Below are 14753 nucleotides of genomic sequence, written 5' to 3' on the forward strand. Positions count from 1 at the left end.
CGCTGCAACAAACATCAAAATCGTTGGGACATCAACGGTTGGACTAGGAGATGTAAGACTGGCTCCGCCTGCAATCTCTGCTTGAATCCTTAGAATCCCCCGTTTTCAAAACGGGGGAGTATGTCAATCAATCATTGGGGCTTCGCAGGGAGCCGCATTGGGTAAACCCAGCATTTCGTCTAGCGAGAAACAAACAAATGGATTTTCGGGAACGGGAACCGCGCCCGCCGCGACCCAAAACAGCTTCTTCTCTGGATCAAATACCATTTGTCGCAGTGAACCGTTGCCGCCAATGCTGGCATCATCGTCGTAAACATCCAGCGGGCTGGGGCGTAACGTGTTGGGGTTGGTGCGATCGCGCAAAATCTCAACCGCCACCGCTGGATCAACGTCTCCATAGCGAGATGAGACTGCCCCCGGTTCTAGCAATTGTTGCAAGCGGTTGTAACGGTTTAAACTCGACGCACTCGTTGGCTCTCGATCCTTGTCTTCCATTTCAGGCGAAACAAAGTGATTTGTCACATACACTAATCCGTTCTCATCCAGTTCACGAACGGCCATATTCTGCCCGGTGAATTCAAATACACCTGCTCGTCTGGCGTTGCCGTCCGTGATGGTAATTAAGTTGGAGATCATTTTTGTCTCCGATTCCATCAAGGCGCTGGCTTCCTCAAAACTGGACGCTTCATGCAAGATACGAGACATTAATTGAACATTGCTGCGCCCGTCTAAATCAAGCTCCTCTGCACTAACGACATGGGCTGTGTTGAGGGCGATTGACAGTCCAGCCGCATTAATTCCAGAATTAGGCCAGATCATTCCCGGCACCACAATAGACACATAGGGAATGCCATCATTGGGCTGCCGCACAAACACCGTAGAATTGTTCAACCAGTAGTCGATGGGTTCACCATTGTTATCCAGGGTGCCGCCATGATAAAGCCGACCATCCACCGTGGCGGCACCCGCCGCAACAAATTGGGCACAGCCATCATTGAACATGAAATTGGGCAACACATACGTAAAAAATTCCTGATACACATCGCCAAATGCCAGCGACATGCAGCCGTCAATGGTGAGGCCAATATCGTCGGTTGCGGCGGCCAGTCCACGACATTCATCTAACACACCCGGATAGGAGCGGTTTCTTGCCAGTCGCGCCAGCCCAAGTCCTCTGCCAGCAAAGTTGAGGACGCGAATTGCTTCTGCCCCCATTGAGGCAATTTCATCATGCAATAAAGTACCGTGCTGGTAGCCCATTTCATAGGGCGTACCCTGAAGCCAAACCACTTTAACGTTGCCGCGATCGGCGCGATGAGCGGGTACAGGTTGCCAGTTTTGCAACTGAAACGGTTGAGATACCTGGATGGGAGGAATGGATTCAGTCGGTTGAGCATTGAGGGGACGTTGCCAGTGCAGCACCACCGCGATCGCCAGCACAAAAAGACAGACAACCCCCATCAGCCACCCAAAGTGATACCTTGCCCACCGTTTTATCCTGCGCTGCATTCCCTACTCCCGTTCCTCACCAACGCACTCGTTCAATTCAGTTGACCCAAACCTTTGACTCAAACCTTTGCAGACATTGAAGTAGCCTTAACCTCAATTAATCAACCTCAATTAATCAGCCAATAATAGCAATTTGATGGTAGCGTTTCCTCCAGAGCCATTCTCCAACGATTTCTTATATTCCTTAGAACGGTAACTAGCGTGTTGTTGAAAGCGATCGCCCCATCACCATTTTTCAAGCCATGTAGCCTGATCTGGATGGCCGGACTCGGAGCGGCATTGAGCCTGCCGACTCGCGCCATAGCAGCAGAAACCGTCTTATTTCAGTATGACGATATTAGAATGGCTGTGCCAGCCGCAGATGTGCGGGCGCTGGCAGATGAGGGCAAATTATCTGAACCGTTGGAGCAATTGTTTCAGCAGATTCCAGAAACGCCTGACGCGATTCAAGCGACACTAACCAACAGCATTCGCATTCGGCCTTCATTGATCGAGCAAAATCTGAGGCTGTCTGGAGACGGCGAGTTTATCTTGCTACAACTCAACAAAGTGATTGGGGCACCATTGGGACGCGAAGATTTGGAGTCGCTGCAAACGGCCTTAATTGAAGCCAGCCGCCGCGATCGCAGTCTTTCAGTGATGGAGGTCATTGAAGCCTACCCGCAACCCGCCATTGAAATTAAACTCCGCAATCTGGCGATCGTGTATGACAACGTGCGAGCCTTTGTTGACCGAATCGAGCCATTATTTGGCTCCAGTGACTTTGTTGAAGATTGGCTGTGCGAATGTGACGACCCGGTATCCTCTCCAGCCGCAACTGACCAAAGCCAGACCTCTTTCAGATCACAACGCCCCATGCCTGACCGAGCCAATGCCTGCACAATGCTGCTCTCTCCTCACCAGGACTGGAATGAAGCGGCGATCGCCAGTGATGTCAAGCCACCCATTGCGGCTGTTCCATCGAATCCTGTCAACCCGTTATCATCCAAACCATTTGAGTTGCCCATTGTTAGCCCAACAGCAGCTCAAAACGACTCATTGATTTCGGCTGTAACGGCACCGTCCAATCTGGATGATAAACGACTGGTCGTTGTGTTTGGGCCACTTCGCCCTTCCTTTTCTATTGCCGAACTAGCCCAATTTGCTGAAACCGGAGAAGCCTCGCGATCGCTCCAGTTTTACCTCAACATTGCCAACCTTGAGGCAGAGGAGTTTCGCACGGCGCTGACCCAGCAATTGAGTGTCTCTTATCGGTTTTTAGACAGCGCACTTAACACCTTGTTAGGAGAATTCCTGCTATTTCGAGTCGGGCAAATTCTGCAAACGCCTTCCGGACGGGCTAATATCCAGGCATTACGAGCGGCGATCGTGTTATCTGCCATTGAAGATGACAACATCTCGTTTCTAGAACTTTTGCAGCATTACCCCCTACAACGGCTCTACATCAATGGGTTGACGCTGCTCAGAACAACACGAGCAACCAATGACTTTATTCGAAGCGGAGGCAGCGATTTAGAAGACTGGTTAGTCGATGTGCAAGCGTCCCTTGCCAGCCGAGTTTGCGATTGTCCATCTCCATAAAATCGCGGCTTCAGCAGGAAATGGAGTTAGCAATACCGCCAAATTTTAACCGTCCGATCGCGGCTCCCGCTCACCAGCGTTTGGCTGTCGGGATGGAAAGCGATCGCCGTTACCCCATTAGTGTGACCGCTCAACAGGTGCGCTCGTTTTCTCGTCGTCAGATTCCAGAGCCGAACGGTACAGTCATCACTGCCGCTCGCCAGCGTCTGTCCATCCGGGCTAAAAGCAACGGCTGTCACCCAATCTAAATGGCCTGTTATGGTATCGAGCAACTTACCAGTGGCAATGTTCCAGAGGCGAATGGTGTTGTCGCTGCCGCCACTTGCCAGCAGTTGGCTATTGGGGCTGATGGCGACTGAGTTAACGTCTCTAGCATGAGCCACCAACGTGTGGTGTAGCTCTCCCGTACTAAAATCCCACAGCCGGATCGTGTTATCGTTGCTGCCGCTAGCAAGCACCCGTCCATCTGGACTAATAGCCACCGATGTGACCGAACGAGGATGACGCAAGGTGCGAAAGAGCCGTCCTGTATACAGGTGCAAAATCTTCACCGTTTGATCATCACTGCCGCAGGCGATCGCCTGCCCATCTGGACTAACCGCCACAGCAAGCGTCACAAGCGAGGTGGCGTGGTCTTCAATGGCATAAAGCGGCGACTCGGTGTGCAAGCACCAGAGCCTCAGCGTGTTATCAACACTGCCAGCAATCAACGTTTGCCCGTTGGGACTAAAGGCTACAGACAACACTGGTTTGAGATGTCCAGATAAGGTGCTAACCAACGCTCCCGTGCCGAGATGCCATAGTTTGATGGTTTTGTCGAAACTGCCGCTCGCCAGTAGCCTGCCGCTGGGGCTGATGGCAACCGTTGCCACCGAGTTAGAATGCTCCTTCAGAGTATGGAGACACTGCCAGCCAGAGGCGAGAGGGACTGGAACGGGTAGCAAAGCCGCACTGGTGCTAGTGGGAATAACGACCGGAGACGGGTTCAACGCTTGCAGAGCGATCGCAGCAGAGGCGTAGCGTTGATTGATCGCCGGTTCAATCATGCCGTCCAGCACTCGACCCAGCGCTTCACTAACCGGAGTCGCCAGATAATCGCGCCAGACCCAGGCTCCTTCCGAAAACGAAAACAAATCGAACGGCGGCACGTTAGTGAGCAGATGAATGCAGGTTACACCCAAACTGTAGAGGTCGCTAGCAAAAACGGCCTTACCGCCAACCTGTTCTGGTGCAGCATAGCCAGCACTACCAATCACCGTTCCCGTTTGGGCATAGGCCGAACTGGTCGCTAGCTTACAGGCACCAAAGTCAACCAACACCAGTTGCCCATCCCGCTGTCTGCGAATAATATTGGCGGGTTTAATATCACGGTGAATCACCTGATTGCTGTGGATAAAGGTCAGCACGGGCAGAAGATCAACCAAGGCTTGTCGAATTTGGCTTTCGTTAAAGGTACCCATGCGAGCCAGTTGCGCCAGATTTTGCCCATCCACATAGGTTTGTACCAGGTAGTGATGCGACTGATGGGTAAAATGCGCCAGCAGCCTGGGAATTTGCGGATGTTGCCCCAGTTGATTCAGTTGCAGGGCTTCATGCTGAAATAATTCGATCGCCTTTTGCGTTTGATACGGTTCCCCAAGGTGTAAAAAAAGCTGCTTCACCACACAGTGAGGTTTTGAAGGCAGATGTTCATCAATAGCCAGAAACGTCTTCCCAAACCCGCCTTGACCAATGGGACGAATCGCCCGGTAGCGATCGCACAGCAATAGCCCTGCCCCGCAGCTCTGGCAAAATCTTGCCGCAGACGGATTTTGTGGACGGCGACAGGTAGGCCCCAGACAATAGCTCATACTGAAAGAAGTCAGTGATTTGAAGCGCATGTTAAATCTTCTCCCAGATTACCCTCGTTCCCTCCAAACACCGCACAGCGGTTATCACTGGGATAAATCGGCACGACGATTCTTTGAAGGATGGTATTATCGCGTAACATTGCCCGACTGCGGCCAGACATTTGCATTCATGTATTCCATTGAAGACCCCATTGGGGGACAACCCCATAGCGGCGGCTCGGCTCAAATTCTTGGCCCCAATGACGAATACCTGTGTCGCACCTTTCCCAGGGTGGATCGGTTTTGGGCATGGCAGCACGATTTGGGCATTGGACACTGGGGCAAGAGCGAGCAGACCCACCCACCTGACTATCTTGACCCTGAGGTATTTAAGCACCAGGTGGCAGAAGGCTATCAGGGAACGGCGACTTTAAACCAGGGAGCGTTATTCGAGCCGGGGTCGGGGCAATCGGCAGCATGGCACTACGAAATCAAACCCGTTTATGGATGGGGCGATGTGAACCGTCCTCAACAATCGACCGCTGGCTGGCTATCCCAGTTTCAAATTTTTGAACCGGGCTGGCAAATCTTAATGGCGCACGGGCTGGCTACGGGTTGGGTTGACTGGAATGGCGATCGCTACGAATTCGCCGATGCTCCGGCCTATGGCGAGAAAAACTGGGGGGGAGCCTTTCCGCAAAAATGGTTTTGGCTCAACTGCAACGCTTTTGAGGATGAACCCGACCTAGCGCTAACTGCCGGGGGAGGACGGCGCGGCGTTCTCTGGTGGATGGAGTCCGTCGCGTTAGTGGGGCTGCACTATCGCGGCAAGTTCTATGAGTTTGTGCCCTGGAATGCCCAGGTGCATTGGGAAATTCACCCCTGGGGCAATTGGCGGATGTGGGCACAGCAGGCAGACTATGAGATTGAACTGACTGCAACCACCGATCGCCCCGGCACAATGCTTCGCGCCCCCACCGCCGCGGGACTAATCTTTGCCTGCCGAGATACAATGCGTGGCACGCTGACGTTAGAACTGCGAGAACGGGGTCAGCGAATCTTGCAGGCGCAAAGCGCTCTGTGTGGCCTGGAAGTAGGAGGCGAGCCGTGGCAAGAGGTGTGGCGATCGCAAGCCTGACAGGATGGAGCCAAACGGCTATCCGGGTGCTTGCATCAAACCAGCTCAACTAGTCCAGCTCAACTAGTCCAGCTTAACTAGCATGGTAGGGGTGTCCACTTTTGCGGAATCTCGACGGTAAACGTAACCCAGTTGGCCTGGCTGGTGATGGCGATCGACCCACCCAGATGTTCAACCAGTTTTTTAATTAAAGCCAACCCTAAGCCTGTTCCGCCCTGCTTCCAGTGGTCTGTTTTGGGAATGCGGTAAAACTTATCGAAAATGCGCGAGAATTCACTTGCCGCAATCGCCGTACCAAAATTCGTGACCTGGATTTGTACAACAGGCGATTGAACCTGAATGGCAACCACAATTCGTTCATCAGGCGGCGTATATTTACAGGCATTGTTTAACAGTTCAGTGAGGATGCGCTTGAGGCTATCTGGGTCAGAGACAATGTTGGGTAGGGGGCTTTCCCACTCAGCCTGGATCTGCTGTCGGCGCACTTTGGCTCGTTCCTGAAACGAGAGGAGTAACGGCGGCATCCACTGGTTTAAATCAATTAACTCAACCGTTGGCGGCTGCATTTCTGCATCCAGACGTTGCAAATCCAGCAGGTCATTAATCAAGTGAATTTCTCGATCGCTTTCGTGGCCTAAAATCGTCAAGTAGCGATCGACTCGGGCACAGGCTTCTATACTCGCTGGATTGTCTGGATGCGGAGAGAGTTGATGAACTGCCGTTGTTAGTACCTGTAGCGCCATTTTGATATTCGTGATGGGCGATCGCAACTCATGAGAAACCGTGTTCAAAAACTCGTCCTTCATTTGATGCAGCGATTCGAGGGCAATTACCTGTTTTTGGGCCGCTTGATAGAGTCGCGCCTGACGAATAGCAATGGCGCACTGGTTGGCAATCTGCTGAACCAGGCGAATGTTTTGCTCGCTAAAGATGTGGTGTGCATGGGCAATAATTTGCAAGTCGCCTAAAATTCCCTGGTCATCTAACATGGGGCAGGCTAACGTTGCGATCGGCTCCTGAATTGGAGCGGGATTCAGTAAACAAAATTGAAAACAATGCCCCTGAAGCAAGGGTTGATATAGTTCAGGGTCACAACCGATCTGAAACTGCTCTCCCTGTTGCGCCCACGCTAGCGTAGTGTATTCATAGCAAATGGTGGCCGTTTGCTGTTCCAAATCGTACAACGCCGCAGTAGTGCTTTTCGCTCCCAGCGTGCAGGCTAACTCCTGCACAGCCGCCTGAAGAATTTGTTGTTCATCCAGGCTATCGCGCACCTTGTCGGTGATTCGCTTTAATGCGGCTTCAAACTCAAGCAACTGTTGCAATTGCGCTGTGCGTTGGCTAACCCGGTCTTCTAACTCGCTGTTTAACTGCTGTAATGCCGCTTCGGTTTGCTTCCGCTCGGTCACGTCTTGAGTAGTGCCAACCAGGCACCTGGGCTGACCGGCTGCATCCCCCACCACCTCTGCTTTTTCATGCACCCAGCGAACGGAGCCGTCGGTCAGCACAATGCGATAGACGAGATCATGCTCAACGGTGCCAGCGATCGCCGCTGCAATCGTTTTATCAACCCAGTCGCGATCGTTGGGGTGAACAGCAGCCAAAAAGTCTGCGTATGTCTGCACCAACGCTTCAGGGCGACCAAAAATCCGATTAAGTTGCGCTGACCATCTCAGGGTATTGGTTTCCAGATCCCGCTCCCAACTGCCCATATTGCCAATCTCTTGAGCTTTCAGGAGGTGAGCCTGATTCTCCTTTAGCTGTTTTCCTAACTGGCGCAGCAAGCGAATCGTGAGGAACGAACTGGCCACACCAGTGATAGCAAGGGCAGTAATTAACAGCCAGGTTGCTGTCCACCGCTGCTGTAACGCTTGACTGCGATCGAGTTGAAGCTGTTCTTCTTCAGCTAAAAACACGGCAATTTCGCTTCTGGCTTGATCCATCACAGCCTTAGCACGAAGCAACTGAAGCCTCGTCTCAGCCGATACAGCGCTGGAAGAAGCGACATCAGTGCTGTCCAGGTTGCTTTGTAAAGACGTTAGAGTCGTCTCCACTAGCATCTGAATCCGCTGTAATCGCTGCTGCTGAACTGGATCATCCATAACCAGTCGATTCAGGCGGTCAAAGGATTCTGAAATCAAAGGAACAGCCGACGTATAAGGATCGAGAAAATCGGCCTGTCCTGTCAGCGTATAACCCCTCACGCCTGTTTCGGCATCCACTAAACCCGTGAGTAACGTTCGAGTTTCTAACTTAACTCGGTTAGTGTGCTGGAGCCGGTAGAGCGCTCTGGTAGCTTTAACATGTGACCAACTAAATGCCGCCAGCGCTCCTACCAAACATGTCATTGGAATCAGGAGCACCAGTAACCCTTTATAACGTCTTGAGTCGTTGAACCAACGGGGATGGGCAGACATAGTGCCTAAATATATTAAGTCTGCTCTGGTGTGGGCTTTTAGAACGAGATGCAAACCATCCTGACCGGAACCGTTCCCAACGTTAGTGCGAGACCTGAATTGACCTAATCAATATAATATTGCCAACGGACTACGCTTGTCGAAACTGCTGGTAGTCGATGGCCTCAAAAACAAGCAATGTCTCTGTTTCGTTAAGCGATCGCTCAACACCAGGATGGTTGACTGCAACCATTGTCTGTTAACTCCCCCCAACGCCGATCCACACCCATCCATTCACCTGTTATGATTGGCTATAATTCTGGGGCTGTAGCTCAGCAGGATAGAGCAACCGCCTCCTAAGCGGTAGGTCGCGCGTTCGAATCGCGCCAGTCCCGTACGGCGTTGTGTCATTTTGCAGGACATCTAGAACCGTCTAAATGTCTTGCAATGTCAACATCGGCCACTGGTTAACGGCTAAACCTCAGCAAGCTAACAACTGGTTAGCGGGTGCCCGCCCTCAGCAAACACCATGCCTTGTGGTATTTCTCCAGACGCTGTAAATCGGTTGGGCTGATCTGGCTTATGCGCTGGATATTCATATTGTCTTCCAGGTCAGCAATCTTTACTTGTCGCGCTATCTGGTTCTTCTGTACACGCTCTATAAACGCCTCATAGCTTTCGGCTGGTCTGTGGGTCAGGCTGTCGATGGCATCCAGTACTTCATCGGAAAAACCTTGAGCACGCAACTGTTCCAGAGTCCAATCCGTGTCTTCAACCACATCATGCAGTACAGCTACTATCATTGCCGCTTCCGAGTCCATCCGCAGCAGCATTCTCAATGGGTGTAACAGGTAAAAAGATCCTGCTTTATCTTTCTGGCCTCGATGCGCCAGAGCCGCAATGGAAATTGCATCCTCTAAAGTGCCCATTTCATTCATACCAATTCATACCCTCGTTGCAACAAACCTGACAGCCCGTAAGCATTCCACTCAATCCACAGCAGCGACGGTTACAACCGAACACCATTCCCAGAAAGAACCTGTTTAGAATCAATTCCAGTTTTGATACGGAGTGGATCTTGATTCATTGAAGCTCCTCTATCACTGAACGCTTTCCCATGCGTACACAAGCTAATGTAGTTTGAACGACTATCCAGTTGAACGACCTGTGCAAGCAGGCTTCTCTATCGGCAATGACTAACTGTAGGCTGCCGTGAGGTCTGCATTGATATCTTTGTCCACGATATCCTTCTTCAACCAGGGAATTGTAATAGTTTTGTGCCGCAACCGTACCTCCAAGCATCACCACTCTTCAAGGGCGGTTGCAACAACAGGTGATAACTGTTCAATCCTCTACTCAGTAGCATACGTAGTATAAAGCGTAACTTCATTTAAGCAGGCCGTAGTTATTCGCTTAACCAGGTAGCCCCATTTCGGATAGAACTAGAGCATGTTTAGAGAATGTTCCATGAAAAACCTACTCGTGCTTGGCGGCATTGCTTTGTATAGTTTGAGTCTAGCTTTGCCTGTAATGGCTCAAGACATCGAGGTATACGAGTATGAAGATGGGAGCGTAACGGCTGTCGATAGCGATGGCAATGCGGCTCATGTGGATGAAGAGGGCAGCGTTACGACGATAGACAACGAAGGGACTGTCGTTCATGAAAATGTAGACGGTAGCACAACCGTAATGGACAACGAAGGCAACGCTGTTTACGTGGATGAAGAAGGCAACGCTGCCTATATGGACGAAGAGGGCAACACAACCGTCTTTCTAGAAGAATAAATTAATGCTGTGGCACTGAATTAAGGTTGGTGAGCATTGCTATCCTACGGTGTATCAGGGCTTCTAGCCATTCGAAGCGGCTTACAGCAGTGCCATTCAATGATATTCAATGATACGGTCTAAACCTATACGGCCTGGAACTATACAGCCAAAAAAAGGATGGGAATCACAGCACCCATCCTTTTTACTTCGTTTAAATGATCATGCTCAGGCTTGTGTATCACACTATCACCGTATTAGGATTTGAGCGCTTTACCAGAGTGACGATCGCCTTTACCAGGGTTTCTGGTTCAACCGGTTTTGCTAAATGTTGCTGAAACCCAGCAGCCAGCGCTTGTTTCTGGTTCAGTTCGCCCGCATAAGCCGTAAGAGCGATCGCTGGGATGGTTCCTCCCTGTGCCGGCGGGAGTTCTCTAATTTGGCGAATCAGCATGTACCCATTCACATTCGGCATGCCAATGTCGCTGAGTAAGATATCGGGTTGATCGACCAGGGCAGCAATAGCTTGAGCCGCTGAGGTAACGGCTGTAACAATGGCACCATATTGCTGTAACGTAAACGCCAGAAACTCGCGCATGTCTGGATCATCATCAACAATGAGAACATGAGCGCCATTGAGGTCAGGCGTTATTTCGGGGGAGTCTATTCTAGCGGTTTCAGGTTGTGCCTCCTGCATGACTGGGAGATTGACCGTAAACGTAGCTCCCTGCCCCTCTCCTGAACTGGCAGCTTCGATCGTGCCACCATGTAATTCAACTAACTGTTGGGCGATCGCCAGCCCAATTCCTAACCCCCCAAAGGCGCGTGTCGTTGCACTATCGGCTTGATGAAAGTACTTAAACACATGGGGTAAAAAGCCTGGATCAATGCCCTTTCCGGTATCCTTAACTGTAATTTGGGCATAGCGCCTTGGACGGTGAGCATGGAGGGTCGAAGGTTGAGTTGAAGTTCCCTCAACTGTCATGTCTGAGAACTCTTGCTTCTCCAGCTTCACGTCAACCCGCCCACCGGCAGGGGTAAACTTTACCGCATTAGACAGCAAGTTCCAAATCACCTGTTGTAGCCGATTACTATCACCAGCAACCCGTTCAACCGTTGCATCAAAATGGGTATGAATCTGAATAGATTTGGCTTCCGCTGCTAAACGAACCGTTTCAATAGCCGATTGAATCATGGTGGCTAAATCAACGGGTGCAACATTCAGGTTTAGCTTGCCCTGAAGGATACGAGAGACATCCAGTAAATCTTCAATCAACTGCGTTTGCAGTTTGGCGTTGCGTTCAATGGTTTCTAATGCCATTGCTGTCCGTGCTTCGTCCAGATTATGCTGGCGCAACAGCTTTGTCCATCCCAGAATTGGGTTTAGCGGGGTTCGCAGCTCGTGGGACAAAACGGCTAAAAACTCATCTTTGACCCGGTTAGCGGCTTCGGCCTCGGCTCTGGCCTGCTGCTCTGCTTCGTACAAACGGGCACGGGCGATCGCCTGAGCCGACTGTTGTGCCAATGCCAGCATAAATGCGCGATCATCATTGCTCAATTGCGGCAACCGATCAAAGCCTAAGGAGATGGCACCAATGGACTGCCCTTCTATCACAAAAGGCAATGAAATCCAGGCGCGGTGAGGATTGCGAGCATACTCTTCAGCCAGGTGGGGATAGTGAGCAATTCGATCTTCTACCAGTTCCTCCCAGATCGGTTGCCCTTTTCTTGCTGCTTCTGCCAGCGGAACAGCCGCATTAATTGAGAATTGCTGCCATGCTTCTATTTGTTCTCGATCGCAGCCGATGGAATGCACCACCTCTAACTCTGTCTTGTTCTGCTTTAGCAGGGCAACCATAGCAAGATTGCTGCCTAACGCAGTTAAACCTTGCTCAGCAATGACCTCAGCTACTTGAGTCTGAGTCAAAGATTCAGAAAGGGCAGCGGTGATGGATTGAAGACGGGCGGTGCGATCGGCTGCCCGCTCAGCCATATCTCGTGCCTGCTGCATTTTCCAATACAAAAGAGCAGTATCAATGGCAATGGCCGCACGCCATGCTAACTCTTTGGATAGCGACAGATCAACCGCTTCGTAGCAACGGCCTGATTCGGCTCTTGCCAGCACCATCACCCCCAACACCTGCCCCCGAACCGACAGGGGCAAGATGATCAGAGATGCAGGATTCAACGCCCGTTCCAGTGCCATCGCGTGCGGATGTTGAACCACCCCAACCGTTTTTGCGGCAGATGGAGCGGCAATCAGGATCGGTTTACCCGTTTGCAACACCTGAGCCATTAAACTATCGGAACAATCAATATGACAGCACAGCGACTCTGCCCACTCCTGCACTAGCGATTCTTTTTGAGGCAGATGGTGGGTAGCTGCGATGAGCTGCAACTCCCGTGTGGTTTTTAAGCGGCAGATCAAACAGTAATCGGCTAAAACTGGCACAATTAGACGTACCACGCTGTTTAACGTTTGCTCATAATCGAGCGATGACGCTAATACCGCACTGGCTTCTGCAAGGAATGTGGCTCGTTGCTCTGCCCTTTCGGCTTCGGTTCGTCTGGCTTGCTCTTGAATTAATTGCGTGCGTTCGGCTTCCGCCTGTTTGCGTTCGGTAATATCCCGATTGATGCTAACAAAAAATAAAGGATGCCCTGTTGTGTCATAAACGATTTTTGCCGTCGTCTCAATGGGCACAAAACTGCCATCTTTGCGTTGACAGGGAACTTCGCCTAAATAGTCGCCTGTGGCCTGGATCGATTGAATGATGTGGGCGGTCATGATTTCCTGTACATCCGGCTGATGCAAAAAACTCACCGACTGACCAATCGCTTCTTCAGCAGAATAGCCAAAGATTTGTGTTGCTTTACCAGTCCATTGTTGAATGCGGCCTTCTAGATCCATAAGCAAGATGGCATCTGGCATTTGCTGCAACGCCACATCTGAAATCAGCAGCGCTTCTTCGATTCGCTTGCGATCGCTGATATCTCGCACCACCGCCAGGTACCCGTTGAGCGCACCCTCTTGCCTGAGGAGATTCACAGTCGCCTCAACGTATCGTTCTTCGCCGTTGCGCTTGATATGAATTAACTCACCCGACCAGGATTTGGCGCTAGCTAACGCCTTCCACGCTGTTTTTTCATCGTTTGGATTCGGCCAGCGATACTGAAATACTTCGTGGTGTAATCGACCGATCGCCGCATCAGCCGTCACCTGATAAAACCGCTCTGCGGCTCGGTTCCAGTAAGTGATCCGCAAATCACGATCCAACGCTAACACCACATCGCTGACCTCAGCCAGGATGTTGGCATGAAATTTGAGTTGAGCCTGAGTGTGTTTGCGTTCGTCTTCAAGGGAGCGGGCATTGGCAATGGCAGTGGCAATATGACCCGCGATCGCCTCAAAAAATTGCTGATAGGTTTGATCTAATGCCCGCTGGGGGCTGATCCCCAGAACCAGACAGCCAGCCACCCGCTCTTGACCGGGGGTGGTTAGAGGCAAAATCAATGCTGAATTTCTCTCTGGCAGGTTGCCAAACGGCAGTTCAAGCGACTCGACCCGGATGGCCTGCTGGCAACGCACCACTTTGGCAATAGACCAGAGCGCCGATTGGCTTGAAGTGTTTAGATTCAGGGTGCAGGGGATAGCAGCGGTGTTAGCTTCCAGATGAATCGTGTTAGTGAGTTGGGCGTATTGCTCGGTGCGATCGAGCAGATAGATTAAAGCAAAGGGAATGTCGGCTACGTTCCCCGACAGGGTTTTTGCGGCGATCGCGCAGGCTTCCTCTGGCGTTCTAGCATCCAGTGCCCGAGCCGCCAATTCGCTAAGCAGGCGCTGGCGGCGATCGCTCAAAATCGTTTGGGTTGTTTCAGTGACAGCAATAAAGATACCGCCAACCTCGCCTGTCTCCTGCCGAATGGGGGAATAGGAAAAGGTGAAATAACATTCTTCAACATACCCGTTGCGCTCTAGCGGCAAAAGTTGGTTTTCCGACCAACTCGCTTCGCCTGTGGCTCGAACTCGATCCAGCATTGGGCTAACCCAGTCCCACACCTCTTCCCAGCATTCTTCTCCACGTTGCCCCAGCCCGTCAGGGTGTTTAGCTCCCAAAATAGGCCGATAAGCATCGTTGTAGAACTGAATGTACTCTGGCCCCCACAACATTTGCAGAGGAAATCGCGAAGCCAGTAAAATGCTGACCGTGATGCGTAAACTTGGCGACCAGTTAGACACTGAACCAAGCGGCGTTTTTGACCAGTCAAACGCACGCATGAGCGCACCCATTTCGCCACCACCATTCAGGCAGCTAGCCGCAACAGAACTACTATCGCCTTCAATTTCACCGCTCATGCTGACGTTGAGAATTTGACTGGGTTTGACTGGTTGAGAATTCTGAAATTATAGATCTTTAGCCCCTAAGTGCAGGGGCGCAAAAGCAAGACGCAACGCCTTAAAGCATTAAAAGATAGTTATCCCTTAATATATGGTTGTTATCTCCTAAGTTGGCTGTTGATCGACTTCACGTCAAC

General features: G+C 51.3%; 8 protein-coding genes and 1 tRNA gene. 4 read left to right on the top strand and 5 right to left on the bottom strand.

The window, feature by feature from the left end; translation table 11 throughout:
* Positions 1–123: 123 nt before the first annotated feature.
* Positions 124–1509: a C45 family peptidase gene (locus IQ268_RS26500; RefSeq protein ID WP_193885518.1), complete on the bottom strand. Its 1386-nt coding sequence runs from the start codon at positions 1507–1509 to the stop codon at positions 124–126.
* Between the two features lie 201 nt (positions 1510–1710).
* Here IQ268_RS26500 and IQ268_RS26505 point away from each other — a divergent pair, with 201 nt between their 5' ends.
* Positions 1711–3090: an alpha/beta hydrolase gene (locus IQ268_RS26505; RefSeq protein WP_193885520.1), complete on the top strand. Its 1380-nt coding sequence runs from the start codon at positions 1711–1713 to the stop codon at positions 3088–3090.
* A 26-nt stretch (positions 3091–3116) separates the two neighbouring features.
* Here the strand turns inward: IQ268_RS26505 and IQ268_RS26510 are convergent, their stop codons facing one another.
* Positions 3117–4940 carry a serine/threonine-protein kinase gene (locus IQ268_RS26510; protein ID WP_193885522.1) on the bottom strand — a complete coding sequence of 608 codons (1824 nt, stop codon included), beginning with the start codon at positions 4938–4940 and terminating at the stop codon, positions 3117–3119.
* A gap of 28 nt (positions 4941–4968) precedes the next feature.
* Between IQ268_RS26510 and IQ268_RS26515 the strand changes: the two genes are divergently transcribed.
* Positions 4969–6057: a tocopherol cyclase family protein gene (locus IQ268_RS26515; RefSeq protein WP_193885524.1), complete on the top strand. Its 1089-nt coding sequence runs from the start codon at positions 4969–4971 to the stop codon at positions 6055–6057.
* A gap of 77 nt (positions 6058–6134) precedes the next feature.
* Here IQ268_RS26515 and IQ268_RS26520 read toward each other — a convergent pair whose 3' ends face one another.
* Positions 6135–8405: a CHASE3 domain-containing protein gene (locus tag IQ268_RS26520; protein ID WP_193885526.1), complete on the bottom strand. Its 2271-nt coding sequence runs from the start codon at positions 8403–8405 to the stop codon at positions 6135–6137.
* 369 nt (positions 8406–8774) lie between these two features.
* Between IQ268_RS26520 and IQ268_RS26525 the strand changes: the two genes are divergently transcribed.
* A tRNA-Arg gene (locus IQ268_RS26525) sits at positions 8775–8848 on the top strand.
* Positions 8849–8953: 105 nt separating this feature from the next.
* On the opposite strand, the gene IQ268_RS26530 is transcribed toward IQ268_RS26525, so the two are convergent.
* The gene (locus tag IQ268_RS26530) at positions 8954–9382 is read right to left on the bottom strand and encodes an HD domain-containing protein (RefSeq protein ID WP_370584705.1); all 429 of its coding nucleotides are present in this window, start codon (positions 9380–9382) and stop codon (positions 8954–8956) included.
* A gap of 538 nt (positions 9383–9920) precedes the next feature.
* Here IQ268_RS26530 and IQ268_RS26535 point away from each other — a divergent pair.
* Positions 9921–10238: a hypothetical protein gene (locus IQ268_RS26535; RefSeq protein ID WP_193885530.1), complete on the top strand. Its 318-nt coding sequence runs from the start codon at positions 9921–9923 to the stop codon at positions 10236–10238.
* A 220-nt stretch (positions 10239–10458) separates the two neighbouring features.
* On the opposite strand, the gene IQ268_RS26540 is transcribed toward IQ268_RS26535, so the two are convergent.
* The gene (locus IQ268_RS26540) at positions 10459–14574 is read right to left on the bottom strand and encodes a PAS domain S-box protein (protein ID WP_193885532.1); all 4116 of its coding nucleotides are present in this window, start codon (positions 14572–14574) and stop codon (positions 10459–10461) included.
* Positions 14575–14753: the final 179 nt, after the last annotated feature.

This window comes from Oculatella sp. LEGE 06141 (genome assembly GCF_015207605.1).
Taxonomy (GTDB): domain Bacteria; phylum Cyanobacteriota; class Cyanobacteriia; order Elainellales; family Elainellaceae; genus Oculatella.

Coding starts and splice junctions, on each gene's coding strand:
- IQ268_RS26500 (WP_193885518.1), bottom strand. CDS start 1,509: ATGCAGCGCAGGATAAAACGGTGGGCAAGGTATCACTTTGGGTGGCTG.
- IQ268_RS26515 (WP_193885524.1), top strand. CDS start 4,969: ATGTTAAATCTTCTCCCAGATTACCCTCGTTCCCTCCAAACACCGCAC.
- IQ268_RS26540 (WP_193885532.1), bottom strand. CDS start 14,574: ATGAGCGGTGAAATTGAAGGCGATAGTAGTTCTGTTGCGGCTAGCTGC.
- IQ268_RS26530 (WP_370584705.1), bottom strand. CDS start 9,382: ATGGGCACTTTAGAGGATGCAATTTCCATTGCGGCTCTGGCGCATCGA.
- IQ268_RS26510 (WP_193885522.1), bottom strand. CDS start 4,940: ATGAGCTATTGTCTGGGGCCTACCTGTCGCCGTCCACAAAATCCGTCT.
- IQ268_RS26535 (WP_193885530.1), top strand. CDS start 9,921: ATGAAAAACCTACTCGTGCTTGGCGGCATTGCTTTGTATAGTTTGAGT.
- IQ268_RS26520 (WP_193885526.1), bottom strand. CDS start 8,405: ATGACATGTTTGGTAGGAGCGCTGGCGGCATTTAGTTGGTCACATGTT.